Source organism: Mesorhizobium sp. P2_C5_2, from assembly GCF_056404535.1.
The window spans coordinates 20678-45165 of record NZ_JBFUDV010000003.1 but is presented as its reverse complement, the minus strand read 5'-3'; the positions used below and the strand labels follow the sequence as shown (position 1 = coordinate 45165).

Below are 24488 nucleotides of genomic sequence, written 5' to 3'. Positions count from 1 at the left end.
GCTCTTGCCGGCAAGGATTTTGGCAGCCGCCGCCGGCGGCTGGTTCATACGAGGCCCGGCCGGACTTCGGCCGCGGCGGCTTCGATTGCCCTGGTGCCAAGGCCCGACTTGACGATGCGGATCAACTCTTCCTCGCTGGTATCGGCCGTGGAGGCGTCGAGCGCGACCTCGCCCGCATGCAGGAAGTTGATGCGGTCGCAGACCTCGAAAATCTGGTTGTAATTGTGGACGATCAGGATCACCGAGACCTCGCGCTGCCGGCGCAAATTCTGGATGAGGCCCAGCACATGCGCGCTCTCGCGCACGCCGAGCGCGGCCAGCGGTTCATCAAGTACCAGGATCTTCGGCGAAGAATAGATCGACCGGGCGACCGCGATGCACTGGCGCTGTCCGCCCGACAACAGGTCGACCGTACTGTTGACGCTGGGGATCGTGATGCCCAGCGTATCCAGGTAAAGTTGCGCCTGTTCGCGCATTTTCCTGTTGTCGAGCAGGTTCAGGCCGAGGAAGCGCTTGTGGTATTCGCGGCCGAGAAACATGTTGTGGAAGACGCTGAGGTCGCCGACCAGCGCCAGATCCTGATAGACGGTTTCGATGCCTTGCGCGCGCGCATCGCGCGGCGAAGCGAAACGCACCTCCTTGCCTTGCGAGACGATGGTGCCGGTGTCGGGCTGGTGAAAGCCAGACAGGATCTTGATCAATGTCGACTTGCCCGCGCCGTTGTCACCGACCAGCGCCAGGACTTCACCCTTGCGCAGTTTGATCGAGACATCGACGAGCGCGGTGACGGCGCCGAAACTCTTGGAGATGTTGGTCATCTCCAGCACGGTCGGAGCATCGGGGGAGAGCGGTGGAATGGTGGTCTGCGTGTTCATACGCGCCTCCGTGTGCGCAGCCGGTCGACCTGGATTGAGAGGATCATGGCGGCGATGATGGCAGCACCGAGATAGATGTCGGACACGGTCGCCTGCGCGCCGATCATCACCAGGCCGTTGTTGAGCGAGGCGACGACGAAGGCGCCGATCAGCGCGCCGATGACGGTGCCGGAGCCGCCGAGCAGCGAGGTGCCGCCGATGACGGCGGCCGCAATCGCCTGCAAGGTGAGGAACGGGCTGCCGGCCTGCGGGTCGGCCGAGGTGAACTGCGCCGTGTTGATGATGCCGGCAAAGGCAGCGAAGCCGCCGGCGATCATGAAATTGTAGATCTTCATGCGGTCGGTGCGCACGCCGATCTCACGCGCACCGATGATGTTGGAGCCGGTCGCAATCGTATGCAGGCCGAAGGTGGTACGGTTCAAGACCAGCGCCAGCACCAGCACCAGCACCACCGCCCACAGGAAGGGCGTAAAGGCCGTGATGCCGTGCAACGAGAACAGGCCATCCGAGGGCTGGTAAAGGCTCTGGCCGAAGATGGCGTTGAAGGGCTGCTCGACCGGCGCCACGATCGGCTGGCTGTTGTAGATCGAGACGACGATGCCTTGCAGGAAGAACAGCATGCCGACCGTGGTGATCAGCGACGGCACCTTGAAGCGCACCGTGATGATGCCGTTGATGGCGCCGACCAGCACGCCGATCAGCACGCCGATCAACGCGCCGACGGCCAGCGGCACACCATAGGTGACCGACAGCAGCGCCATGACATAGGGCGCAATCGAGAAGATGGCGCTGAGCGACAGGTCGATCTCGCCGGTGATCATCAGCATCACCTCGGCGGCGGCGATCAGGCCGAGCCGGCCGGTGTCGCGCAGCACCACGCTCATGAATTGCGGCGACAGGAATCCGCCATCGCTGCCGATCTGGAAATAGATCACCAGCACGATGGCGACGACGGCGATGCTCGCCTCGCGATAACGCGACAAGAGGATGAGCAGCCTCTCCGTCATCGTGTGCGGAACCTTGACGCCGACGGCGCCTTTCCCGGCTGTTATGGCTTTGGTTGGCGGCACTTATTGTCTTCCTGATTTCTGAGACGACTGCCTGAACGGCAGCAACTGGCACCCTCGCCGCATCATCCCGGGATGACGCGGCGAGGGCTGGAGTTGACGGCGGAACGTGTCAGGTCGGCTCGACGTCCGAGCGGCCCTCGAAGCGCGACTTGCCGACATAGGCGTCGACATTGTCCTTGGTCACATAGGCCTGGCTGGTATCGCTGTTGGCCGGGCCGACGAGACCGCCGGACAGCTTGTAGAGATACATCTGCTGCACCGGCAGGAAGCCTTGGAGATAGGCCTGCTGGTCGGTGGTGAAGTTGACGTCGCCGGCCTTGATGAAGTCCAGCGTCTGCGGGAACAGGTCGAAGCCGGCAACCGCGCCACCGGCTTTCACCAGCCCGTATTTGTTGGAGACGAAACCGCAGGCATAGGTGTCGGAACCGCCGGTGCCGAACAGGCCGTTGACGGTCTTGTGGCTGAGATAATAGCTCTCGACGCGCGAGATTTCGGTTGCCGGATCCGGACCGGTATTGACGACATCGTAGGTGACGCCGCTGCCGCTGTCCTTGATCGCCTGGATGTAGCCGTCGAGCCGCGGCTGCGTGTTGAGCGAGCCGGGCACGCCGATCGACAGCATGACATGGCCGCCCTTGGGGACCAGCTTCAGCCACTTCAGCGCCGAGTTGTAGCCCGACTGGTAGAGCGGCTGGCCGACATAGGACAGCCGCTTGTTGGGGCTGCCGACCGGCACGTCGGCGTTGAAGGCAACCACAGGAATGCCGGCCTGCGCCGCCATGTCGGTGGCGGCGTCGAACGCCGTCGGGTCGACCAGGCATACGGCAATGCCGTCCGACTTCTGCGCGATCGCCGTCTGCATGGCGCTGACCATTTCGGAGACGACGTTCTTCTGCGAACCCGTCCACTGGTAGCTGCAACCGAAGGCGGCGCAGGCATCCTGGATGCCATAGACGGTCGGCGTGAAGAACTGGTCGAGCGTCACATGGCAAACGAAGTGGAACTTGTAGGGCTTCTTCGGCAGGCCGGGCGATGAATCGGCTGCCCGGGCAGCACTGATGCCGCCGGCAAGACCGCCCAATCCGCTGGCGAGGCCAGCGGCACCGAGGCCGAGTTTTCCCGCCAGCGCAAAAGCGCTGCGTCGGCTGATGCCGGCCATCTGATTTTTCGTGTCGTCGTCCATGCGTTCCTCCCTTGTCGTTTTGTAGGCGTCGCTACATTTGTCGTCTGGTTACATTGTTATATGATAACTTTTGTGTCAATGGTCTTTCGCCGCCGAACACAGGACGCGCGGCTCTCGGTATGAATAGCGCGGGAAAGGCTGCGGCATGGCCGGCACGAATGGACGATCAGGGATTACAGGAAGAGAAAATGGCTGAAATCGAATTCAGGGCTGTCAGCAAGAACGGCCTGAAAGTGACGACGATCGGGCTTGGCGGCACAGGACTCGGCAACATGTACCGCGCCGTCGATACGGACTCGGCGGTCAACACGGTGCAGGCCGCCTATGACAATGGCATCCGCTATTTCGATACAGCACCCGTCTACGGCTTTGGCGTCAGCGAGACGCGGCTCGGTCTGGCGATCAAGTCGCTGCCACGCGCGGACATCGTCATCTCGTCCAAGATCGGCTACGACCTCGTGCCGATCCCGCCCGAGGAATTGAAGCCGGCACTGTGGGACCAGCCCGGCTCCTTTCGCGCCGAGTTCGACTATTCGCGCGATGCCGTGATGCGCTCGCTCGAAGGCACGCTGAAGCGCCTCGACACCGACTATGTCGACATGGTCTCGATCCACGACCCCGACGAAGCCATCCATTTCGGCCCCGGCGAAGATCCTTATGCCAGGAGCCGTTTCAAGGAGGCGATGGACGGCGCCTATCCGGCGCTCGACGAATTGCGCGCGCAAGGCGTCATCAAGGCGGTCGGCGTCGGCATCAACCAATGGCAGATGCTGTCCGATTTCGTCGTCGCCGGCGCCTTCGACTATTTCCTGCTCGCCGGCCGCTACACGCTGCTTGAACAGGAGCCGCTGGCCATCTTGCTGCCGCTCTGCGAACAGCGCGGCACCAGGATCATCATCGGCGGCCCTTACAATTCAGGCATCCTGGCCACAGGTGCCGTCAAGGGCGCGACCTTCAACACACGGGAGGCACCCGAGCCGGTGCTGGAGCGTGTGCGCCGCATCGAGGCGGTCTGCGCCAAGCACAAGGTGTCATTGCCGGCGGCAGCGCTGCAGTTTCCGCTCGGCCATCCGCTGGTGTCGAGCGTCATTCCAGGCGCTCGCTCGACTGAGGAGCTGAAGCAGAATTTGGGTTATCTACGCGAGGATATTCCCGTGGCTCTGTGGGCCGATCTCAAGCAGGCAGGGTTGATCGAAGGCAACGCGCCGACACCTTGAGCGTCGCGTAATCGCATAGGGCGCTCCCCCACTCCGTCTCGGCTTCGCCGATCCACCTCTACCCCCACATCCGTGGGGGAGAGGAAACGCTAATCGCCGGCGTCGCGACTTCGAAGATCTTCTCCCTCAAAAAGCTTGGCATTTCCTCTCCCCTACTATGTGGGGGGTCCGAAGGACGGGCGAGACCCGTGGCTCGCCCCGGCAAGGTGGATCGGCGAAGCCGAGACGGAGTGGGGGCCGGCGTTGCGCTATGCGATTTCCCTACCTGCTATTGAACACCTCACGCTCGAACCACCACTCAAAACGACAGCTGTTCGTAGCACCTTCAACCGGCGCTTGCGCAACCCACGCAACCCACTGGAAACCCCCGGTTGCGCGGCCTTTGGCGACACCGAAGCGGCGCGGCAAACGCGGCTTTGCGCCAGTTCCGCGATCACACCATATGAACCGATCCAACCTCTGCTAGCTTGTTGGGTGTGGGACTTGTCCCGCTTTGGCCGGTGCTTCAGGCAACCCCATCCCAACCCCCCGCCCCCTGTGGCGCCGGCCATCCCCTCCCCCTCGCAAGGAAGACAGCGCGCCTGCGCGAACTCCGCTCACGCCTGCGGCGGTTTCTTCTTTTTCTTGGCCGCGGCGCGTTCCTTTTCATCCGCAAACGGATCGGGATCGGTGGCCGCCTGATCGCTCCACGTCCCGGCACCCGCCTCGGGAAAGAACAGCTGCCGGCGGTTGTTCTTGTAGTAGCCCTCTTTGAAATTCGGGCCGATCCACTTGCCGGTCGTGTCGAGCTCCAGCCATTTGCTCTGCTCACCCGCCTCGGCATTGTGGTTGATGATGTCGCGCGAGCGGAAGTGCCGGAAAATGCGATCGACCTCGGTCATGTAGATGTCGGCGACACGCGTATTGCCGCGGATCAGCAGCATGTTCTCGTCGTTGGAGATCAGCGAGTTGGTGGAGAAATTCGCCGACCCCGAGCAGATCAGCGGATCGTCGGACAACGGGTCGATCAGCAGCACCTTGGAGTGGATGAAAAAGACGTGACCGTCATTGGTCGGGCGCGCCAACTCTTCCTCGACAAACCACTCATCGAGATCGGAATTGGCGATCGGCACCACCTTGGCCCCGCCCACCTTATACTTGATGAAGGATTTTCCCAGGATCGCGCCGTTGGAGAAGGCGAGCTTGCCGCGATTGGCCTTTTCGGCGGCAGCGACGTCGGCAGTCGGCACATCCTCGAGCACGACTAGGCGCATCGCATCCGCCTTCTTGCCAAGGGCAGCGAGAATGGTGGTGGCCACGTTGAACGGGATCGTCATCATCGCCAGCGTCGTGGTGTCGGTGATCCGCTGGCCGTACCAGTCGAGCATATTGTCGGCGACGCGTGGCGAGAAGAATGCCGCGATCGACTTTTTCGGAATGACGTTGGGAGGATTGGGCGTCAGCTTGGTCGCGTTCGTGACCGCAAAGCTGTGCGTCGGATCGCCGGACAATTCCGTCCAGTAGGCAAGATAGGTTTTAGCCGTATCCGCATCCGTCACCAGATGGCCGACATTGGTCTGCCCGAAAAAGCCGGTGTCGGTGAAATTGGTCGACCCGGTCCAGACCCTTTTCGGCTCGCCGCCGACGAGCTTGACGATGAACTTGTTGTGCGGGATCGGCGTGCGCGTGCGCCGGAACAGAATTTGCGTTTCCTGGCCCCCGTGAGCCACCTTGTCCGGAAGCCCGGCCTTGTCGATCGCCTGGCGGTTAGGGTCGTCGTCTTTCTCGTGATAGACGATCTGAACGTCGACGCCGCGGTCCAGCGCGCGTTTCAGCGCCCGCAGGATCGGCAGATAGGTGAACTCGTAGGCGCAGACGCGGAGCCCCTCGCCGGGGCCGGTTTCGTTGATGTATTTCAGGCAGGCTTCAGCAAGACCGCGCGACAGCCATTCGGTTTCCGCATCGAGCAGCTTGCCGTCGTCGCTGACCTTGTCCGTCATCTCGTCGGTGAGCCGCTTGTTGTGGAACCTAGTCTCGAAAGCGTGGCTGGCAATGGCGCCGCGGTTGAACCAGACGCCGTGGTGCTGGTCGTCCTCGGCCTCGGTGCGGATCGAAAACGAGAGCTCATGCCTTTCCTCGAACGCATGGATGTCGCCATAGAGCGCGACGATGGTGAAATCATAATCCGTATCCGCGAATGCCTTGTAGTCGGACCACAGGAAGGTCTGAAACGGTTGGTCGCGTGAGGAATAGTCGTCCTTGGGGTCGGGATGCGGCACCAGATCGCTGAAATACTTGGTGCCGCGCAGCCAGGTCTGCGCGTGTCCCTTGACCCCGCGTTTGACCGCGAAGCCGAGCAGGCCCTCGCGGGAGCCTTCGTCCATATCCAGCGCCAGCAGCACGACACGCGTGCCGGCGACCGCCTTCACCTTGAGATGATCATTGCCCGTAGTGACACGCATGGCTGCTCCCGATGGCCGGAGTTGAATGCTGAAGAATACGAGAATTGGTTGGCGGTTCTGCCCGAGATCAAACTGCGCTTGTTCAATTCCGTCTATGACTTTGCTCACGCTCCCGGCAGGGCAAACCAGTCGCCCGTCACCGTCGTGCCGGACCGCCTGCCCTCCGAACCGTCATAGACGATAAGAAGGCCGGGCATTCCGTCCAGCTTGAACGGGCAGATGCCTTCCGGATGATCGCGGTCGAGCGGCCATTCGTGAAGCACCTCCGCCGTCTCCGGCTGGCGTGATCTCGACGGGTGCCAGCGACAGATGCGGAAAGGCCCGTCGGCTCTTGTGACCGGACCGGCAAGCACCAGGACCCCCTCCGCGCCATAGGCAAGATCGCGGACGCCGAGACCGCCGAGGTCGAGCAGATGGCGATAGGGTTCGCCACCCGCAGTCGGTAGCTTGTTATCACGCGGCAGTGACAGGATGATGGCATGGCTGTCGATGACCGGACCGCGCAGTCCCAATAGAATGCGTTTCGGCAGCACGGCCAAACCTTCTATGTCCAGCCCGTTCTCCTTGCTCGGCAATTCCAGGAAAATCGACAGGAAAGGGTCGGGACGCAGCTTGCTGCGCAGGCTTCCCGCGCCCGAAAAGGGCAACGCCACTGCCGAGCGGCGGACAGGCAGGCGTTTGGCATCGAGACCGATCGAGCCGAGCAGATGCCGGCTTCGGCGAGCGCGCACATCCGAACTCATCGCGCCTGACGCATCGGGCTCAACCCTGACCCGGCAATGTGAGCCGCACAGCCAGAGCCGCTTGCCCGAAACGGCGAGCGATTCAAGATCGGCCTCCTTGCCGCCCGGCAGATCCGGAAAGAAATCGACGAGGTCATACTGCTTGCTGAGTTTGAACCCGGTCGCCGTCCGCTCGTGACGTTCGAAGGTTCGTCCCTCGTCGGAGATGGTCCAGGCGACCGCGCCATCGACCACGACGCCGGAAAGGTTGCCAATGACGGCGTCGATCTTTTTGGCGCCCTCGAAATCGAAGACGATTGCGTGTGCCGGCCCAAGGCTGGCCTTCTTGCTGGTGTCCATGACGAACTCGTCGGCTGGAGAAATCCCCTTCGACCCTTTCCTTCGCGTCAATCGCGAACGATGTCGGCCTCGTTTGCCAGCATTACGTATCCAGGTGGCGTCCTGGCCTCGGCGCTTGTTGACTCGGCCGAGGAGACGCGCGCCCGCGCAATGGCCTCGCGACGTGTTGCGGATGCCGTGGCAAGCGGATCGAATTCACTCAGACGCTTGGCGCCGTTCGCGCCGGCGGTAAACGCAAGGCCCGTCAACCGTTCGATTTCTGCGATCGGAACCTGAAAGGTCTTGAACGCCGTGAACGGCACTTCGACTGTCGCCTCGATCCCATACTTTTCGATGACTTCGCTTTGATCGAGGAGGAAAGCTGCAGCGAAGAGCTTCTCCTTGCCTTTGCTATCCAAGCTCAGCGCCGTTGCGATTTTCCAGAACCGCAGGGGATATTTGATATCCTTGTAGCGCTTCCAGACCGGATCGCCGTCGTCGAGCACCGGCCCGGTGAAAACCTGTGCTCTGAATTCCTTGGCTCTGATTGCCCCTTCCAAGATGTGCATTTCCAGGCCTGCCCACAATTGCCTGTTCTCGTTGAACCGGGCGTGCTGTGGCGCACAGTTTGACCAGTGCAGCGTATCGGCGGCGCATTCAAGCGCGGCGGTCGGATTGGCTCCGTATTGCATGTCTTCGTAGCGGGTCAGATGGCCCCGATCGAACTTGTTATGTTCATAGTAGTAGGCGGCGATCTGTGATGAACGGGCTATGCGCGGGTCGAACCGCCATTGGTCGTGCGGGCGACCCAGTTTGTGGCGATGACTGCCGTCGACGTTGGCCGCAGTGTAAATGGCGAACTTCCGTTCGGCATGCATCACCAGGCTATAGCCGAAATAGTTCAGCACGTGCTCCTTGGGATGATCGAGGAGCGGCGTCGCCTCACGCTGCAGAGCTGTTCCTAAGGTTGGCAGCAGCACTTCGTTGCCTTTGCCGAGAAAGGCCGGATCGTAGCCCTTTCTTTTGCCTGTCGGACTATAGTCGGGATCGAACGGCACATCATAGTCGGCGGGGCGCGAGCCCGTGTCGGCCTCGTCCGCACTGGCCGCGGATGTCGCCTCGACAAACGATTCCGCCGATCGCGCGCCGGGCTGGCGCAGCGACAGGCTGCCGTCATCATCGATGTCGAACGTCAGGTTGATGCTGCGGTTGGCCATGGTTTTGCTTTCCCTTGCAGATAGAGGCGATAGGACGATAGGTGGAGTGGCTTTGCTGCCCGGTCCGGAGCTGACAGCTGTTGCAAAATAGGCGCGTGCGAACCCGGCAATGATCGCTCTGGCGCGATCAGGCTCCATGTTGAAGATCGGCTCGAACAGCGGCTCGTCCGGTACGGCACTCTTCAGGTCCGCAACAAGCCTCGAGACCCGGATGCCTTCATTGGCGATCCATTTGATCGCCTCTTCCTTGTCGCGGCCGGGATCGAAATCGCGATCGTCGATGGTTTGCATGATTCCGTTTTTCATCAGCGGCACGCCCTTGTGGTGCAGTGCCACAACGTCCCAGCTGTTGTTGAAAACAGGTGAGCCGGATGACCCGCCCAGCGTGTCGGTCGAGTACCAGAGGACGTCGTCGGTTCGTGTAAGCAGCTTGTTTTCGCGGATGCAGACCTGCTTTTCCTGGCCTCCGGGGTGCTGGATGATGGTGAGCCATTCGCCATCCGCGACCTTGCCGACCGTGCCGACAAGCGGCAGGTAGCCAAACGACGACAGCGCGACACCGTCCTCGCTGCGATCCTCGACCGACACGATGGAATAGTCGAGTGCGGACGATGTCATGAACAGACGATCGGGTTGCAGCCGGAATGAAACCGGCTGCTTGGGATTGTCGAAAATGTCGAGTTCCAGATCGAACTCGGCGCGGGCATCGCGGGCGGCCGCCGCAGCCGGAAAGACATGGTTATTGGTGACAAGCACGCCGGGTGCAATCAGAAATCCGGTGGCGAAAGCAGATTGGTTGTCTACTTTGAAAGCGATGCGGCAGACCGAACGGCCCGCTACCGTCCCATGCTGAAGATAGTTGATCGGCTGGAGCTCGTTGCCTTCGACAATGCGTTCATATTCGACTTTTGCCTCGCGCCGATCGCCCAGCGTATCGGCCAGAAACTTAAAGCGGTCATCGAGTTGCTTTCTGGACGCCATCACGGATGGCGGCAGATCTACGCTTGAAGCGGCAAGCGTAGCGAGGTTAGGAGGCGCGCGACGGCGCGCCTTGTCGATCTGCTCGCGAAGACTTTGAAGAACCGTCACGTCGGCAGTCCCACCCACCAGCCGTACCTACAAGATCAAAATATTTCTTAGGCGCTCACCATTTCCGCAAGCGCCTACTTCCAAGCCCAAGCTGTTGTATCACTTATTTTTAGAAGAGTCTTCGGCATCAAAGACAAGAAGATGAAATTTGCTTGCGGGTATTTGAAGATGGAATGTAGTCGATCTTGCATTCGGTTCGTTGTTGTGGTCGCGAGGCTATCACGACGCCACCTCCCGAGGTCTTTCCGCAACCGGCTTGCGCAGCGGTTACATCTCTTGAGGCACGATCATCGCTGGGCACTCGGCTTGCCAAACACCGCCATGCCGCCCATAGAACGGCTCGGATCATCGCCCTACTCCGAAAGGCTGTTGCCCGCAGCCATGTGCCAAGGATACCTCCAATGTCTGCGACGCCTTGGTCAAAACCGTGACGGCCTCCCTCGCAAGCCTGGGCTGGACGGAGTTCTTCGGCGATCAGCTTGATCCCGATGAGGCTACCCTCATCCCGACGCGCATTGCCTCGGTGCACCGCGACCGGCTGACCGGTCTGTCTCTGGCAGGACCGGCGGATCTGACGCTGCCGGCGAATGTGAACACCGGCGACTACGCCGTCGGCGACTGGGTGCTCGTCGAGCCCCACACGCATCTGCTGCGCCGCCGCCTCACCCGCAAGACGGTGCTGGAGCGCCGCACCCAGGGCGGCAGGGTCCCGCAGCTGGCCGCGGCCAATGTCGATACGCTATTCATCGTCACCTCCTGCAATGCCGATTTCAACATCGCCCGGCTCGAGCGCTATCTGGCGCTGGCCAACGAGGCCGGAACGACGCCGGTGATCCTGCTGACCAAGGCCGACACCGCTGACGACGCCGAGGCGTATCAACGCCAGGCTGCCGCCCTGCAGCGTGGGCTGGCCGTGGTGATGCTGAACCCACGCGTCGCCGATGCCGCAACCGCGCTTGCCGCCTGGTGCGGCGCGGGGCAGACGGTGGCGCTGGTCGGTTCCTCCGGCGTCGGCAAATCGACGTTGGTCAACACGCTGGCCGGATCGGCGCAGCAATCGCCGCAACAGACCGCAGGCATCCGGGAGCACGATGCCAAGGGCCGCCACACTACCACGGCGCGATCGCTGCACGCCATTGCCGGCGGTGGCTGGGTGATCGACACGCCGGGCATGCGCACGCTGCATGTCAGCGACGTCGCCTCCGGCATCGACACGCTGTTTGCCGAAATCACCGAACTCGCCCCACTGTGCAAGTTCCGCGACTGCACCCATGTCCACGAACCGGGCTGCGCGGTGCAGGCTGCCTTGAAGGCTGGCACGCTCGATCCCGAGCGCCTTGCCCGTTGGCGCAAACTGTCCGAGGAAAACCAGGGCAATACGCCGGTTCAGAGCGGCCCGCGCGGCAACAAATCTCCCGGCGGTCGCCCAAAGCGGCGCTGAGCGGGTAGTGCCTTTTCGGTGGTCCGAATTGGCAGTTTTGCACAGGTCGGGCACCATTCTGTGCCACCTTGATCATTAGTGCCGGCTCATGGTCCTTGGTTTTTTCGGGAAATTTGTCTATTCTTGGCCCGGCACCCCGGGGATAGGCGGTGCGGGCGTGACAGGGGTTGGTTCTGAATTTATCCGGGCGGTACAAACTCGGCACGGATGTTTCGTGCGAGAACTTCGACGGCGAATATGTCGTCCTCAATCTGGCGACAGGGCACTATTTCTCAGTCTCCCGTTCAGGCAGCACCTTGCTCGATGGTCTCGTCAGGGGCTTCGACTTTGCCGAAATGATCGAGACGCTGGCCGCCGCCCGGCCGGCCATGCGAGACGAGATGGGCGCCTTCGCCGCGCAGATCGCCGGCTACGAAATTGTTATCCCCGACCTCGAAGCATCCGCCCAGCCATTGGCCGCGGACTGGATCAGTGCGGCGCATGAAGCATCCGATCCCATGCTGCTCGAAGTGTTCGACGACATCGCCGACCTCATCACCGCCGACCCGATCCATGACACCGATGAAGCCGCCGGCTGGCCCATTAAGAAAGAGGCGTAGGTCCAGCCCATGACGCTGGCTGCGCCCGCCTCGACCATCGATGACGGCATAACGCTGCGCAATCTGCTGCCGTTCGCCGCCTCGGCCATCGAGCAGGCAGAAAAGGTCATGCAGCGGATGGCGCCGGCCGCGCGGCTTTCGTTGCACGGTGTCGACGTTTCGCTCTACTCGCAAGATCCGGGCTATGTCGCGCTGGCCAGCGAGCGTCTCTGGCAGAACGGCAACGAAACCGGCCGGCATGAAGCTTGCCGCATCCTTGTCACCTCGACCGGCGTCGATGGATTGATGACGCCGCCGCTTTGGGGTCCGGAAGAATTCCACTCGCGCCGCTTCGAGAAAGCGCTGGAGGGCAGCTCGTTTCGGGCCGAATTCGATCACGACCGCAAATCCTGGCACATCTTCGATCTCAGCCGGAACATCGGCCTTCTGTGGATGCCGTCGGCGCAAGCCTATGCGCCCTGGGAGCCCGGCTCGCCACTGCGTGTTTTCCTGCACTGGTTCTACAGCGCCCGTGGCATGCGGCTCACCCATGCCGGCACGCTCGGCCGCAACGGCAAGGGCGCGCTGCTCATCGGCCACGGCGGATCGGGCAAGTCCGGTACCGTCGTCGATGGCATGATGCACGGGCTGCAGTCCGTCGGCGACGACTATGTCTTGCTCGAACCGACAGAAGGGTTTCCAACCGCACGTCCGGTGTTCCGCACGCTCAAGCAGAATGCCAACGGGCTTCGCCGCCTCGGGCTTTTCGAGACCATCGGCGTTGGGCGCAACGAGAACTGGCAGGGCAAGTATGAATTCTTCAGCGAAGATTTGGGCGTGCGGATGACGCCGTCGCTCAGCATAAGAGCCCTGCTGGTGCCTCATATCGCCGGAACGCAGCATACAAGGCTGACGTCGATCTCGCAGGCCAAGGCAATGCTCGCATTGGCGCCATCCGGACTGTTCCAGATGCCTGGCGAGCGCGACAGCGGCGTTGCGCGCTTCGCCGCGCTGGTTCGCTCCCTGCCCTGTTTCGGCCTGGCGCTTGGCAGCCAGCCAGGGGACGCATCGCGGGTCATCGGCGATTTTCTGGACGCGCTGCCGTGAGCAAGGTCTCGATCATCCTGCCGCTCTACAACCGGGAGGCCTTCATCGACGCGGCGCTTCGCTCGCTGCTCGCCCAACAGACCGACTGCGATCTCGACATCATCGTCGTCGATGACGGGTCGAGCGATGACGGACCGGACATCGTGCGCGGCCTTGCCGAACGTCACCCTTGCATCAGGATCGTGCGGACCGAAAACCAGGGCGTCTCCAAGGCGCGCAATGTCGGATTGCGGCAGCTGCCGCCGGATTGCGATTTCGTCACCTTCCTCGATTCCGACGACGTTTCGACCACCGGCCGGCTGGCCGCCGACCTGGCGGAATTCGATGCGGCGCCCGAGATCGGGCTCACCTATGGCCAGATGACGATGATCGACAGGATCGATCCCGAGACGCTGATGCCGGCGACGGATGCAAACAGCGCCATCATCCGCAGCATCCATGTCGGTGCGGCTATTTTCCGCAAATCGCTGGTCGATCGGATCGGCTTCTTCGACGAAAGCCTGCCGCAAGGCGAAGACACGGATTTCCTGCTGCGCGCCTTTGAAACCGGGGTGCCCTACAGACTGACGGAAACCAACACGCTCTATTACCGGCAACACGCCGGCAACATGACGCGGGACAAGGAAGCCGTCATCAAGTTCCTCATCCATGCCTTGCGCCGGTCCATCATCCGTCGGCGCGGCAATCCTGATGCACGCATTCCCGAGCATCTGTTCAACATGCAGGCCCTGAAAAACGTCCACTTCGAGGTCGACTGATGAGCGGCTCGCTCGAACCCTACAGCGTGGTCATCCCGGCCCACAATGCTTCGGCGACGATCGGCGAGGCGGTCGCGTCGGTGCTCGCGCAAACGGTTCTGCCGGCGGAAATCCTGGTGGTCGACGATGGGTCGACGGACGACACCGCAGCTCTCGCCTCGCAGGCGCACAGGCTGGTGCGCGTCATCAGGCAGGACAATGCAGGCCCTGGCGCGGCGACCACGCGCGGCATGAGCGAAAGCCGGCACGCGCTGATCGCAACGCTCGACGCCGACGATGTCTGGCTTCCGCACAAGATGGAGCAGCAACTGTCGCTGCTGTCCGCGCAGGCGGCGACTGACGGTGTCTTTTCGAACCTGGAACTCTTCGGCGAGAGTTCGCTTTCAGGGCGCATTCAGCCGGGTTGGCTCCGCTCCACCATGGTCATCAGGCGCCATGTGTTCGACCGGATCGGGCCGATCATCGACCCACCGGGAAATCGCGGCGACATGGTCGACTGGTTGGCACGCGCCCGCGAGGCTGGATTTCGCCTCGACATGCTGGCGCAAGTGCTGGTTCGACGGCGCGTGAGCTCGACGAGCCTTTCCTACGGACGCGACCTGCTCAAGGACAAGGGCTATCTCCATATTGCGCGCCAGCGGATCTTGCGCAGCCGCGCCGGAAAGCTGCCTGGGTGAGACCGTCCCTGCTTCCGGCGCCCAGCCGCGCCTTCCCGACCGGCTGGCATGACCGGCTGATCAAGGCCGCGATCCATGCCGACGACACCATCGCTTTCGCGCATGCCGATGCCTGGCTGCGGGCCAACGACATCGACATCGCCCCGGCCCGCGACCATCGCCTGCTCTTTGAAATCGCCACGCGTTTCGGGCCTCGCCTGAGCGGACATGCGGCCTATCCAAGGCTGGTTGGGCTGCGCCGGATGCTGTGGACCCGCTCGCAAATGGCGCTGCGCGAGATCATACCGGCGCTGTCGGCCATGGCCGACGCCGGCGTAAGACCGCTGCTGATAAGGGAGGCCGCGCGCCTTGCCGAGACGAGCGATGCTGACACGCGCATTGCGGGCGACATCGACATCCTGGTTCATCCCAGCGAGATCCAAACGGCCTTCGACAGTCTGCTCCGTCGCGGCTGGATGCCCGTCCAGAGCGTCAGCCCGCTTTATGTGCGCGAGCATCTGCCATCGATGCGCGGCGTCAGGCTTTCCAAGGGCGAACTCGGCGACATCCTTCTCCACAACCGGCCTTTCGCTCCCGGCCAGGGTGGTATCGGCGACGACGCAGACTTGCGCGAACGCGCACGGCCGGCCTCGCTTGGGACGCTCGCCTTGTGGCTGCCTTCAGCGGAAGACGGCCTTGCGCTGGCCATTGCCGATGGCGGCATTGCCGGGCAGACACGCAGCGACTGGCTCGTCGACGCCGCGGCGATCCTGTCGCGCCATGGCCTCGACTGGCAGCGTTTCGACACGATCGTCGTATCCCGCCGGTTGCAGGCGCCCGCGCTGTTCGCACTTGCCTACCTCAACGCCGAAGCCGGGCTTCCCGTCCCCGCGCAGGTCATGACTGCGCTGTCGGAAGCGGCCATGGCGCGGCCGCTCTCCTACCTGCTGGCTTCAGCTGAGGCGCGGCCGAGGGATGGTGCCGGCATTGCCACGAAGGCACTGCAGGGCGTAGCACGGCTGCTGCGCAAACGCGCCGCCGGCCAGGAAATGCCGCGCGCGCCGGATCGGCTCTTGGCGGTCCGCAGCGTCGCGGCAAGCGATGGCAACCCTTCGCCTCCGACCGTCGAGCAACGCATCGCGATACCCCCAAAGCTTGGCGCCGGACCAGTGCATTTCCACGCCGTACTGCGGCTCGCCGTGCCGCCGGTGCGCCGACGGATCGAATTCGAGCTCAACACTGCTACGCGCCATATCTGCCGCATCCGCTACCGCAAATGGACAAGGGCGGCCCAGCCGATCACGCTGGTCATTGACGGCGAGATCGACATCCGGCCCGGCGAGACCGAACTGATCTTGATGTCGCGCCCGGCCAGGCTCGTTCGCGGTGATGGCGGTCCGGCAAGGAAGGCGCGCCACGACGCGCTGCCGTTTTCGAGTATTGCCCTCGAACTCGCCAGAGAGCAGGCGGGGCAGGCCCTGCCGCAAAGCCTGCGGAGCGAACCGTGAAGCTCTGGAAGCTGAGAGCCAGATATTACACCTACCGGCGCCGGCTCCGGATCCGCTGGATCGGCCTCTACAGCAGCGTGATGCTGTGGCGACATGGGCCCATGCTTCCGGATGCTGACGCCAGGATCGTGCTGAGCGTCCGCTACAGCGTGCATTTCCTTGGCGGCAAGGAGGGTTGGGTGGTGAAGCGCAAGCTCAGTCCGCAAGACCATCTGGCCTGGCTCTTCGACGGCGACAGGCTGCAGCAACGCCTGACGTTCTTCTCCACCATCCTGTTGCCGTCGCTGCTCACCCAGGATCTGCCGATGCTGCGCGGACGCCGCGAGCTGGTCGTCTACGTCTCGGAAGGGCTTCCGCCGCCGCATCTAAAGGCTCTCGAAGCGACGCTAGTGCCTTACGACTGGGCGCGGATCGTGCCGGTTCCCATCGGCGCGATGGAATATCCTGACGTTGGTCCCGATGCGTCGCACGCACATCTGCGCATCGACGATGACGACGCCCTGTCGCGCGATTTCCTGAGCCGCTTGTCGGCCTATGTGCGGCCGGCATTCCACGGCCACATCATAACCCATCCCAATGGCTACTTCGCCGGTTTCGACGACGCCGGGATCCTGCTCCTGAGGCAGTTCTGGATTCCGATGATCGCCATGGGCTTCGCCTACATCGTCGCGCCGGGGACGAAGTTCCGTTCGGTCTACGAAGTCGGGCCGCACTTCGACGCCTATCGCAGCGCGCCGACCATCATCGCCGACAAAAAACCCGCCTATGTCCGCACCGTGCATCCCGGACAATCGATGTACCCGCAGACCAAGTTCAGCGGCGACCCAGCCACCACGCTGGAAGACGTCCAGCGCTACATCGAATTCAATCCCGACGCACTGCGCCCGCAGGGGTAGCCCGGAGCCCAGATTTCCCAATCCGCTCACCAAAGTAAAAGGAGTATGGTCCTCAGCAGGCCAGCATATATGTACGATTCCGTACCATCTTTTTTATTGAAAGACCGATTTCGGCGGACTTATAAAAATCGACGTTGCCATTGCTTTCGTAGGGAGGCTGCGATGGATAGCGTGACGTCGAACGGCAAGGTCTCGCCTTGCATTGAAGTGGTCGAAGCCTGCGGCGAATGGTTCGTCCGCGTCGTTGAGGCAGACCAGGAAATTACCCGCTCATTCGATCTGGAATCGTTCGCGCTCGCCTTTGCGGAAGGCCAGCGGATACGGCTAGGACTTTCGGACTTCAAGCGGCTGTAGGCGCTACCCAGCCCTAGATGCCTTGACGGCCTCTCTCGTTTCACCGGATGAACGCCACCTCGTTCCCGGTGACTTCCAGCACAGTCGCCAACGCTCTTGTCTACGCAGCCGCGATCACAGCGATGGAAACTCGCAATCCGGGGATACGCACGGGCAGTTTCGCTCCTTGTCGCGCCGGCGGGTTTTCGGGAAACCATTTGACCCATTCTTCGTTCATGCCGGCGAAGTCGGCCTCTTCAAGCACGATGACCGTCGCGCTGACGATCTGGGAAAGCGATGACCCGGCAGCGACGAGAATGGCCGAGATGTTCTTCAGGCACTGCCCGGTCTGTTCCTGGATCGTGGCGCCAACAATCGCTCCCGTCAGCGGATCATAGGGACCTGTCCCCGATACAAAGATCAGCCCGGCGGCCTTCACGGCCTGGCTGTAGGTGGGCGGCGCCTTTGGTGCTTCGGCTGTTCGGATGATTTCAATGGACATGGAAGGGTCCCTCCTTCGAGCAGGCGCGAAGGTATCCGCCGCATGCAGGCCTGGCAACGCTGCCGCCATCCGCGCTTCCACGAGTTACGGACTGACGGCGCGGGGCGAGTTCGCATAATCCCTTGGGGTTATGGCCGCGCTGCGCCGGCTAAGTCATGCTCCGCCTCAACTTCGAGAAATGCGACCGGGACGCCTGCTCTTCTGGCAGCCTCCGGAAAAAGCATCGGACACAAGCTTCCCGGAGGCGGAACAATGCAAGACACTGTCAAACTCGACCGCGCGCTCGGACTCTGGTCCGTCGTGCTTTTCGGCCTGGCCTACATGACGCCGATGATCGTCTTCGGCACCTTCGGCGCGCTTGCCGCGGCAAGCCAGGGCACCACCGCCATGGCCTATCTCGTGGCGGCCGCGGCCATCCTGCTCACTGCCATCAGCTACGGCGTCATGGCGCGCGTCTATCCCGTTGCCGGCTCGGCCTACACCTATGCCCGCCGCTCGATAAGCCCCAGCATCGGCTTCCTCGTCGGCTGGGCGGTGCTGCTCGATTATTTCTTCCTGCCGATGGTGATCTGGCTGATCGGCGCCGCCTATCTCACCTCGGCTTTCCCTGCGGTTCCGGCCTGGGTGTGGATCGTCGGCTTCATCGCGGTGACGACCGTCATCAACGTCGTCGGCATCGCCTTCGCCAACCGCATCAACTTCATCCTGATGCTGGTGCAGCTCGGCGTGCTCGTCGCCTTCCTGGTGCTGGCCGCTCGCTATGTCGTGGCGCTGAACGGCCCCGGCGGCCTGGTCTCCGTTACGCCCTTCTTTAGGGAAGGCGTGCCGTTCTCGGCCTCGGTCGCCGGTGCCGCGATTGCCGCCTATTCGTTCCTCGGTTTCGACGCCGTGTCGACGCTGACCGAGGAGACCAGGGACGCCCGCCGCATCATGCCGAAGGCGATCCTGATCATCGCGCTGGCCGGCGGCCTGATCTTCATCGCCTCGGCCTACATCACCCAGCTTGCCCATCCGGGCGCCGACTTCGTCTCGGTCGACGCCGCCGCCACCGAAATCGCCAAGGCGATCGGCGGCGACTTATTCGTCACCATCTTTCTGGCGACGCTGGTCGTGGCGCAGTTCACCTCCGGCCTTGCAGCACAAGCGAGTGTCGGCCGGCTGCTCTACGCCATGGGCCGCGACACCGTGCTGCCGGTCTCGTTCTTCGGCAATCTGCACCCGAAATGGCATACCCCGGTCCTCAACCTGATCCTGGTTGGCGCCATCGGCCTTGCGGCGCTGACCATGGACGTCACCACCTCGACCTCCTTCATCAATTTCGGCGCCTTCCTTGCCTTCACCGCCGTCAACGTCTCGGTGATCGCGCTCTACCTCAAGCGCGACCAGCAGGTGCGCCCGCTCGGCATGCTGATCGGGCTGATCGTCCCGGCGCTGGCGGCAGTCTGCGACCTCTTCCTGCTGTGGAACCTGGACGAGCACGCCAAGGTACTCGGCCTTGTCTGGCTTGCCGTCGGCGTCGCCTATCTCGCCTACCTCACCCGCTTCTTCCAGGTCGCGCCGCCGGAAATGGATTTCGCCGAATAGACTAATTGAGAAACAGCCGGAACAGTTCTGCCTGACTTGAAATGGCGAGCTTCGAATAAATCTGGCGGCGATGCACCTTCACCGTGTTCGGTGACAGCGACAGAACCGCGGCGAGCGAGAGGTTGGAATGGCCTTTGAGGACCAAGGTGACGATTTCGAGCTCGCGGCGGGTGAGCAGCGGATGCTCGATCCTCGCCGCCGGGGCTGCGTCCTTGATGTCGAGCGAAAGGCCGGGGACATGAAACCAGTGCCGCGCCGCGAGCGCGCAGACAATGGGCGCGGCGGATCTCAGCCGCTCCAGCTCGTCTTCGGCAAACAGCGGTGCCGCACCCGTCCGCGACAGCGACAGCACACCGGTAAAACCATTCTCCAGCTTCAGCACGAAGCCGATCTCGTCGCCGATCTCGGTGGTTGCGTAGTGCCGCCGGTAATATTCAGTGTGCAGAAAATCGTCCGGCGCAAGCTCGCGCATGACGATCATGCGCTCGGTGCCATCGCCGCGTACCGCGTCGTAGAACGGGTCCAGCACATAGGCGCCGGCGAGGTAGCGGTCGACGATGATCGAACGCTCGGCGACGATCTTTTCATTGTAGAGGTCGAAGGCGCGGCCGGCCGGCGAATAGAGAAACCCGTTCATCATCTGGAAGGGTGTGAGCAGGCGCAGAGCCGCCGCCAGCGCATCGGGAAATCCGCGTGCGCCGATCGCGGATGCCGCGGCACCGAGGCCGGCATTCCAGGCATCGAAGGACGGAGGCGAGCCTCTGGCGGCGGGTTTCATCGGAACGACAGGTCTCGTAGTGGCGGCATCCGCGAGATTGCACAGGTCCGCCCGACCAGCACAAGGAGAACCTCGCCATGAGCCATCCGCTGGACCTCAACGCAATCGCGATCGCCGACGGCATCCGCTCCGGTGCTTTCAGCGCCGAGACGATTGTGGGCGAGTCCATCCGCCGCGCCAGGGCGGTCAGCCCAACCCTCAATGCCTTCGCCGTCATCCGCGAGGAGCAGGCGCTGGAAGCGGCCCGCCTTGCCGACCGTGCGGTGGCGCGCGGCGAACCGACCGGGCCGCTGCATGGCGTGCCCTTCGCGGCCAAGGACCTGACGCCGACCGCCGGCGACCTGACGACGCTGGGCTCATGGACCAAAGGCGATTGGGTACCGACCGAGACGGCGCTCTGCGTCCGCCGCCTGCAAGCGGCCGGCGCGATCCTGATCGGCAAGACGACGACGCCGGAGTTCGCTTTCTCCTCCTTCACCAACAGCCCGCGCTGGGGCGTGACCCGCAATCCGTGGAATCCGGAGCGCACCAGCGGCGGCTCTTCCGGCGGATCCGGCGTGGCGGTGGCGACAGGTGTGGTGCCGTTCGCCGAAGGCACCGACATGGGCGGCTCGGTGCGCATCCCCGCCGCTTTCTGCGGCGTCGTCGGATTGAAGCCCAGCCTCGGCCGCATCCCGATGACCATCCTGCCCAGTGTCTTCGACAACATCTCGCATTTCGGCCCGTTGGCGCGCAGCGTTGGTGATGCCGTTGCCTTCATGGAAGCCACCACAGGCGGCAGCGACGAGGACATCACCTCGCTGCCGATCGGCTTTGACGGCGCGGCAGCGCGGACGGGCGGACTCCAAGGCAAGCGCTTCGCCCTGTCGCTCGACCTCGGCTACTACCAGATCGAGCCGCAGGTCGAAGCCGTGATCCGGTGCGCTGTCGCCGAGATGCGTAGGGACGGCGCCATCGTCGACGAGGTGCCGATGGGCTGGACGCGCGCCGTCAACGACGAATGGTTCGATCTCTGGTGCGTCTTCATGTCGGCCTTCTTCGGCGATGAGCTCGCCGCCCATCGCCACCACATGGATCCGTCGGTGGTCTCGATGATCGAGCGCGGCCTGGCGATGAACGCCACCGCCTACAAGCGGGTCGAGCTGATGCGCACCGCGATGTGGCGCGACATGGCGCAGATATTCGAGCGCTACGATGCCCTGCTGTGCCCGACCTGCGCCATCACAGCGCCGCCGGTGAGCGAGACCGACGACGACTATGTCGCGACGCTGCCCGACGGCCGCTTCAACGGGCTCGACCTGACCTGCCCCTTCAACATGCTGCCGCAACTGCCGGCGTTGTCATTGCCTGTCGGAGTGGCGGCGGATGGGTTGCCGGTTGGATTGCAGATTGTTGGAAGGCGCTTCGCTGATGAGCAGGTGCTGTCTATGGCGGCAGCGGTGGAGGCACGGTTGGGAGTTACCGGCCTCAGAGTGGATCGGTTCGCTGCGGCAACCGCTTAGGGCAGCGCCAGCCCCCCACTCCGTCTCGGCTTCGCCGAGCCACCTCTACCCCCATGTCCATGGGGGAGAGGAAACGCTAACCGCCGAGGTCGCCGCATCCAAAACTTGGGTATCTCTACCATCAAAAAGCTTGGGATTTCCTCTCCCCCACGAATGTGGGGGGTCCGAAGGACGGGCGAGACCCGTGGCTCGCCCCGGCAAGGTGGCTCGGCGCAGCCGAGACGGAGTGGGGGAGCGCCGTAGGTAATTGCCATTGCCGCAAACCACAGCAGCTCGCTGCCCCCTCACCCAAATCGCGCCACCGTCCACGCCCCACCCGCCGCATTCGACTCCACCGCCGCCGCAACAAATTTCACCCCGCGCGCACCATCCACAACATCCGGCACCTGCGCCGCCCTTACCACATCAACCAAGCCACCAGACCGATGCGCGCGAATGATATCGGCGGCGTCGCGGTAGAAATTGGCGAAGGCCTCAATATAGCCCTCAGGATGCGCCGCCGGCATGCGCGAGACGCGCTGGGCCTCTGCGGTCGAGCCATGGCCGCCGCGCACCAGCGTGCGGGTTTCCTCGCCATAGATGGAGAAGCGCAATTCCTCCGGTCGGCCGCCCGACCATTCGAGCCCGGCTTTGTCGCCATAGATGCGCACGGACAGATCATTGTAGTGGCCGGGCGAAGTCTGGCTGGCCAGGATGGTGCCGCGCGCGCCGCCCGTCCAGCGCACCAGCACATGCGCATTGTCGTCGAGCCGGCGTCCCGGCACGGCGGTGAACAGATCGGCCGACACCGCCTCGGCTTCGCGGCTTGAGATGTAGCTAGCCAGGTTGAAGGCGTGCACGCCGATATCGGCCAGCACCGCCGACTGCCCTGCCCGCGCCGGATCGGTGCGCCACTCCGCCTGCTTCTGGCCCTCGGCGTCGATCGGCTTCGTCAGCCAGTCCTGGAGATAGGCGCCATGCACCGACACAATGCGCCCAAGTTCGCCCGCCGCCACCATCTCGCGCGCCTGGCGGACCATGGCGTAGCCGGTGTTGTTGAGGGTGACGACGAAGCGACGCTTTTTCGCCTTGGCCAACGCCACCAGCGCTTGCGCTTCATCCAGCGTCGTCGACAGCGGCTTGTCGCAGATCACGTCGATGCCGGCCTCGAGAAAGGCGGTGGCGATCGGCGCATGCAGATGATTGGGGGTGACGATGACCACCGCCTCGATGCCGTCCGGCCGCGCGGCTTCAGCCTTTGCCATGGCGTGGTAATCGGCATAGCTGCGCTCGGGCGCGATGCCGATTTCGGCGGCCGAAGCGGCGGCGTTCTCCGGATCGGACGACAACGCGCCGGCAACCAGAACGATCTGGTCGTCCAGCCGCATGGCCAGCCGATGCACCGCGCCGATAAAGGCATTGCGGCCGCCGCCGACCATGCCGACCCTGAGCCGCTTGCCCGCCGATCCGTCCGATGTTGCGTAGACCATTTCAAACTCCTCCACCTGTCGCTTCGTCATCCTGGGGCGTAGCAAGGAGCGCAGCGACGCGGCGCAGACCCCGGGATCCATGCCGTGACATCAAGGCGATGCTTCGGTGCAGAATCTTCTCGTCCGCTGCATTCCTCGACCACCGTCACGGCATGGATCCTAGGGTCTCCGCGACGGAGCTACGCTCCTGCTTCGCCCTAGGATGACGACGTTGGGAAGCCGCACCCTTTCGAACACGATTTCCAATTTTCATATTGTAAAACGATCGTACCGCGCTAGCCTGAAATCATGAGTGGGGCAGGCAAGGCATCCGGACGATCCAGCACCGACGAGGCGGCGACGCGCAAGCGCGGCCGCTCTCTTGCCGCGTTGGGCTACATCCAGCCGCAGACCTATGAGGAGCTGCGCGCGGTGCTGTCGTCGGGCACGGTGCATTTCCCCAAGCGGCTGCGCCAGGTGGCGATCTTCCTCTGGCAACATCCGAGCGACGTCGCGTTCGGCACCATCGCGCAGGTGGCCGCGCAGGCAGGCGTGCAGCCCTCGACGCTGGTGCGCTTTGCGCAGATCTTCGGCTATTCCGGCTTTTCCGATTTCCAGGGTCTGTTCAAGGAGCACATCAAGGGATCGTGGCCGGAGGGGCGCGGCGAGCCGCGCACCGAGACCGAGCCCAATCTGCATTTCCTGCGCGGCATGGTCGGGGCGTCGCAGGCCTCGCTCGGCCGCATCGAGGCCGGCTTCGATGTCGAGAGTTTCGACAAGATGGTGGCGCTGCTGGCGGATGCCGAGCTGATCTATGTCATCGGCTCCAAGCGCGCCTTTCCTGTCACAGCCTATCTGTCGCTGACCTTGTCGCAGCAAGGCGTGCGCAACGTACTGGTCGACAATGTCGGCTCCTCGGCGCTCGACCAGATCGGCTGCATCGGCGGCCGGGATGCCGTGCTGGCGGTCTCGTTCAGCCCCTACAATTCGATCACGCCCGATCTGGTGGCGGTCGCGCATGAGCGCAAGGCGCGCATCGTCACCATCACCGACAGCACCTTCAGCCCGCTGATCCCGCTGTCCGACAGCTGGCTGGAAGTGGTGGAATCCGACTTTGCCGGCTTTCGCTCGCTAGCGGCGTCACTCGCTGTAGGAATGGCGCTGGTCCATGGGGTGGCGGCACAGCGCGGCGAATGAGCTGCCGCTGGCACAATTGACTATCCAGAATTGCCGTTCCATATTTC

The 24488-nt window shown here is 63.2% G+C and carries 21 protein-coding genes; 12 read left to right on the top strand and 9 right to left on the bottom strand.

What is annotated here, in order from left to right; translation table 11 throughout:
* Nucleotides 1-44: 44 nt before the first annotated feature.
* From AC1D1B_RS11575 to AC1D1B_RS11565, 3 genes are all read right to left on the bottom strand, one after another.
* Entirely contained in the window at nt 45-875 is an 831-nt protein-coding gene (locus AC1D1B_RS11575; protein ID WP_477332218.1) for an ATP-binding cassette domain-containing protein, read from the bottom strand.
* Entirely contained in the window at nt 872-1945 is a 1074-nt protein-coding gene (locus tag AC1D1B_RS11570) for an ABC transporter permease (protein ID WP_477332216.1), read from the bottom strand. The genes AC1D1B_RS11575 and AC1D1B_RS11570 overlap by 4 nt, the downstream gene beginning before the upstream one ends.
* A gap of 109 nt (nt 1946-2054) precedes the next feature.
* The gene (locus tag AC1D1B_RS11565) at nt 2055-3128 is read right to left on the bottom strand and encodes a substrate-binding domain-containing protein (RefSeq protein WP_477332214.1); all 1074 of its coding nucleotides are present in this window, start codon (nt 3126-3128) and stop codon (nt 2055-2057) included.
* Nucleotides 3129-3316: 188 nt separating this feature from the next.
* On the opposite strand from AC1D1B_RS11565, the gene AC1D1B_RS11560 reads away from it, so the two are divergent.
* A complete protein-coding gene (locus AC1D1B_RS11560; protein WP_477332213.1) occupies nt 3317-4345 on the top strand; it encodes an aldo/keto reductase in 1029 nt (342 codons plus the stop codon).
* Nucleotides 4346-4941: 596 nt separating this feature from the next.
* On the opposite strand, the gene AC1D1B_RS11555 is transcribed toward AC1D1B_RS11560, so the two are convergent.
* The 3 genes from AC1D1B_RS11555 to AC1D1B_RS11545 form a co-directional block, all read right to left on the bottom strand.
* The gene (locus AC1D1B_RS11555; protein ID WP_477332211.1) at nt 4942-6786 is read right to left on the bottom strand and encodes a phospholipase D-like domain-containing protein; all 1845 of its coding nucleotides are present in this window, start codon (nt 6784-6786) and stop codon (nt 4942-4944) included.
* Between the two features lie 104 nt (nt 6787-6890).
* Nucleotides 6891-7868, bottom strand: a complete 978-nt coding sequence (locus AC1D1B_RS11550) for a DUF3616 domain-containing protein (protein WP_477332209.1) — start codon at nt 7866-7868, stop codon at nt 6891-6893.
* A gap of 47 nt (nt 7869-7915) precedes the next feature.
* Nucleotides 7916-10153: a DNA/RNA non-specific endonuclease gene (locus AC1D1B_RS11545; RefSeq protein ID WP_477332207.1), complete on the bottom strand. Its 2238-nt coding sequence runs from the start codon at nt 10151-10153 to the stop codon at nt 7916-7918.
* 415 nt (nt 10154-10568) lie between these two features.
* Between AC1D1B_RS11545 and rsgA the strand changes: the two genes are divergently transcribed.
* The 8 genes from rsgA to AC1D1B_RS11505 all read left to right on the top strand — a co-directional run bounded on the left by rsgA (nt 10569) and on the right by AC1D1B_RS11505 (nt 17451).
* Nucleotides 10569-11594 (top strand): ribosome small subunit-dependent GTPase A, encoded by a 1026-nt coding sequence (gene rsgA, locus AC1D1B_RS11540; RefSeq protein ID WP_477332205.1) that lies wholly within the window; start codon nt 10569-10571, stop codon nt 11592-11594.
* A 335-nt stretch (nt 11595-11929) separates the two neighbouring features.
* Nucleotides 11930-12193 (top strand): hypothetical protein, encoded by a 264-nt coding sequence (locus tag AC1D1B_RS11535; protein WP_477332203.1) that lies wholly within the window; start codon nt 11930-11932, stop codon nt 12191-12193.
* 9 nt (nt 12194-12202) lie between these two features.
* Nucleotides 12203-13279: a phosphoenolpyruvate carboxykinase (ATP) gene (locus tag AC1D1B_RS11530; protein WP_477332201.1), complete on the top strand. Its 1077-nt coding sequence runs from the start codon at nt 12203-12205 to the stop codon at nt 13277-13279.
* Nucleotides 13276-14037: a glycosyltransferase family 2 protein gene (locus AC1D1B_RS11525; RefSeq protein WP_477332199.1), complete on the top strand. Its 762-nt coding sequence runs from the start codon at nt 13276-13278 to the stop codon at nt 14035-14037. Before AC1D1B_RS11530 ends, AC1D1B_RS11525 begins: the two co-directional genes overlap by 4 nt.
* Nucleotides 14037-14714, top strand: a complete 678-nt coding sequence (locus AC1D1B_RS11520; RefSeq protein WP_477332198.1) for a glycosyltransferase family 2 protein — start codon at nt 14037-14039, stop codon at nt 14712-14714. Before AC1D1B_RS11525 ends, AC1D1B_RS11520 begins: the two co-directional genes overlap by 1 nt.
* Entirely contained in the window at nt 14711-16201 is a 1491-nt protein-coding gene (locus AC1D1B_RS11515) for a nucleotidyltransferase family protein (protein ID WP_477332196.1), read from the top strand. The genes AC1D1B_RS11520 and AC1D1B_RS11515 overlap by 4 nt, the downstream gene beginning before the upstream one ends.
* A complete protein-coding gene (locus AC1D1B_RS11510; protein WP_477332194.1) occupies nt 16198-17097 on the top strand; it encodes a glycosyltransferase in 900 nt (299 codons plus the stop codon). Before AC1D1B_RS11515 ends, AC1D1B_RS11510 begins: the two co-directional genes overlap by 4 nt.
* A gap of 162 nt (nt 17098-17259) precedes the next feature.
* Complete coding sequence (locus AC1D1B_RS11505; RefSeq protein WP_477332192.1) at nt 17260-17451, top strand: hypothetical protein; 192 nt, start codon at nt 17260-17262, stop codon at nt 17449-17451.
* A 100-nt stretch (nt 17452-17551) separates the two neighbouring features.
* On the opposite strand, the gene AC1D1B_RS11500 is transcribed toward AC1D1B_RS11505, so the two are convergent.
* Nucleotides 17552-18001: a RidA family protein gene (locus AC1D1B_RS11500; protein ID WP_477332190.1), complete on the bottom strand. Its 450-nt coding sequence runs from the start codon at nt 17999-18001 to the stop codon at nt 17552-17554.
* A gap of 183 nt (nt 18002-18184) precedes the next feature.
* On the opposite strand from AC1D1B_RS11500, the gene AC1D1B_RS11495 reads away from it, so the two are divergent.
* A complete protein-coding gene (locus AC1D1B_RS11495; RefSeq protein ID WP_477332188.1) occupies nt 18185-19516 on the top strand; it encodes an APC family permease in 1332 nt (443 codons plus the stop codon).
* Nucleotide 19517: 1 nt separating this feature from the next.
* On the opposite strand, the gene AC1D1B_RS11490 is transcribed toward AC1D1B_RS11495, so the two are convergent.
* Nucleotides 19518-20294 carry a helix-turn-helix transcriptional regulator gene (locus AC1D1B_RS11490; protein ID WP_477332186.1) on the bottom strand — a complete coding sequence of 259 codons (777 nt, stop codon included), beginning with the start codon at nt 20292-20294 and terminating at the stop codon, nt 19518-19520.
* Nucleotides 20295-20371: 77 nt separating this feature from the next.
* Here AC1D1B_RS11490 and AC1D1B_RS11485 point away from each other — a divergent pair, with 77 nt between their 5' ends.
* Nucleotides 20372-21796, top strand: coding sequence for an amidase (locus AC1D1B_RS11485; protein WP_477332184.1), 1425 nt, complete (start codon nt 20372-20374; stop codon nt 21794-21796).
* 284 nt (nt 21797-22080) lie between these two features.
* Here AC1D1B_RS11485 and AC1D1B_RS11480 read toward each other — a convergent pair whose 3' ends face one another.
* A complete protein-coding gene (locus tag AC1D1B_RS11480; RefSeq protein ID WP_477332182.1) occupies nt 22081-23265 on the bottom strand; it encodes a Gfo/Idh/MocA family protein in 1185 nt (394 codons plus the stop codon).
* Nucleotides 23266-23553: 288 nt separating this feature from the next.
* Between AC1D1B_RS11480 and AC1D1B_RS11475 the strand changes: the two genes are divergently transcribed.
* The gene (locus AC1D1B_RS11475; RefSeq protein ID WP_477332180.1) at nt 23554-24441 is read left to right on the top strand and encodes a MurR/RpiR family transcriptional regulator; all 888 of its coding nucleotides are present in this window, start codon (nt 23554-23556) and stop codon (nt 24439-24441) included.
* Nucleotides 24442-24488 lie beyond the last annotated feature (47 nt).

Coding starts and splice junctions, on each gene's coding strand:
- AC1D1B_RS11575 (WP_477332218.1), bottom strand. CDS start 875: ATGAACACGCAGACCACCATTCCACCGCTCTCCCCCGATGCTCCGACC.
- AC1D1B_RS11565 (WP_477332214.1), bottom strand. CDS start 3,128: ATGGACGACGACACGAAAAATCAGATGGCCGGCATCAGCCGACGCAGC.
- AC1D1B_RS11560 (WP_477332213.1), top strand. CDS start 3,317: ATGGCTGAAATCGAATTCAGGGCTGTCAGCAAGAACGGCCTGAAAGTG.
- AC1D1B_RS11555 (WP_477332211.1), bottom strand. CDS start 6,786: ATGCGTGTCACTACGGGCAATGATCATCTCAAGGTGAAGGCGGTCGCC.
- AC1D1B_RS11550 (WP_477332209.1), bottom strand. CDS start 7,868: ATGGACACCAGCAAGAAGGCCAGCCTTGGGCCGGCACACGCAATCGTC.
- AC1D1B_RS11535 (WP_477332203.1), top strand. CDS start 11,930: ATGATCGAGACGCTGGCCGCCGCCCGGCCGGCCATGCGAGACGAGATG.
- AC1D1B_RS11530 (WP_477332201.1), top strand. CDS start 12,203: ATGACGCTGGCTGCGCCCGCCTCGACCATCGATGACGGCATAACGCTG.
- AC1D1B_RS11520 (WP_477332198.1), top strand. CDS start 14,037: ATGAGCGGCTCGCTCGAACCCTACAGCGTGGTCATCCCGGCCCACAAT.
- AC1D1B_RS11505 (WP_477332192.1), top strand. CDS start 17,260: ATGGATAGCGTGACGTCGAACGGCAAGGTCTCGCCTTGCATTGAAGTG.
- AC1D1B_RS11500 (WP_477332190.1), bottom strand. CDS start 18,001: ATGGCGGCAGCGTTGCCAGGCCTGCATGCGGCGGATACCTTCGCGCCT.
- AC1D1B_RS11495 (WP_477332188.1), top strand. CDS start 18,185: ATGCAAGACACTGTCAAACTCGACCGCGCGCTCGGACTCTGGTCCGTC.
- AC1D1B_RS11490 (WP_477332186.1), bottom strand. CDS start 20,294: ATGAAACCCGCCGCCAGAGGCTCGCCTCCGTCCTTCGATGCCTGGAAT.
- AC1D1B_RS11485 (WP_477332184.1), top strand. CDS start 20,372: ATGAGCCATCCGCTGGACCTCAACGCAATCGCGATCGCCGACGGCATC.
- AC1D1B_RS11480 (WP_477332182.1), bottom strand. CDS start 23,265: ATGGTCTACGCAACATCGGACGGATCGGCGGGCAAGCGGCTCAGGGTC.
- AC1D1B_RS11475 (WP_477332180.1), top strand. CDS start 23,554: ATGAGTGGGGCAGGCAAGGCATCCGGACGATCCAGCACCGACGAGGCG.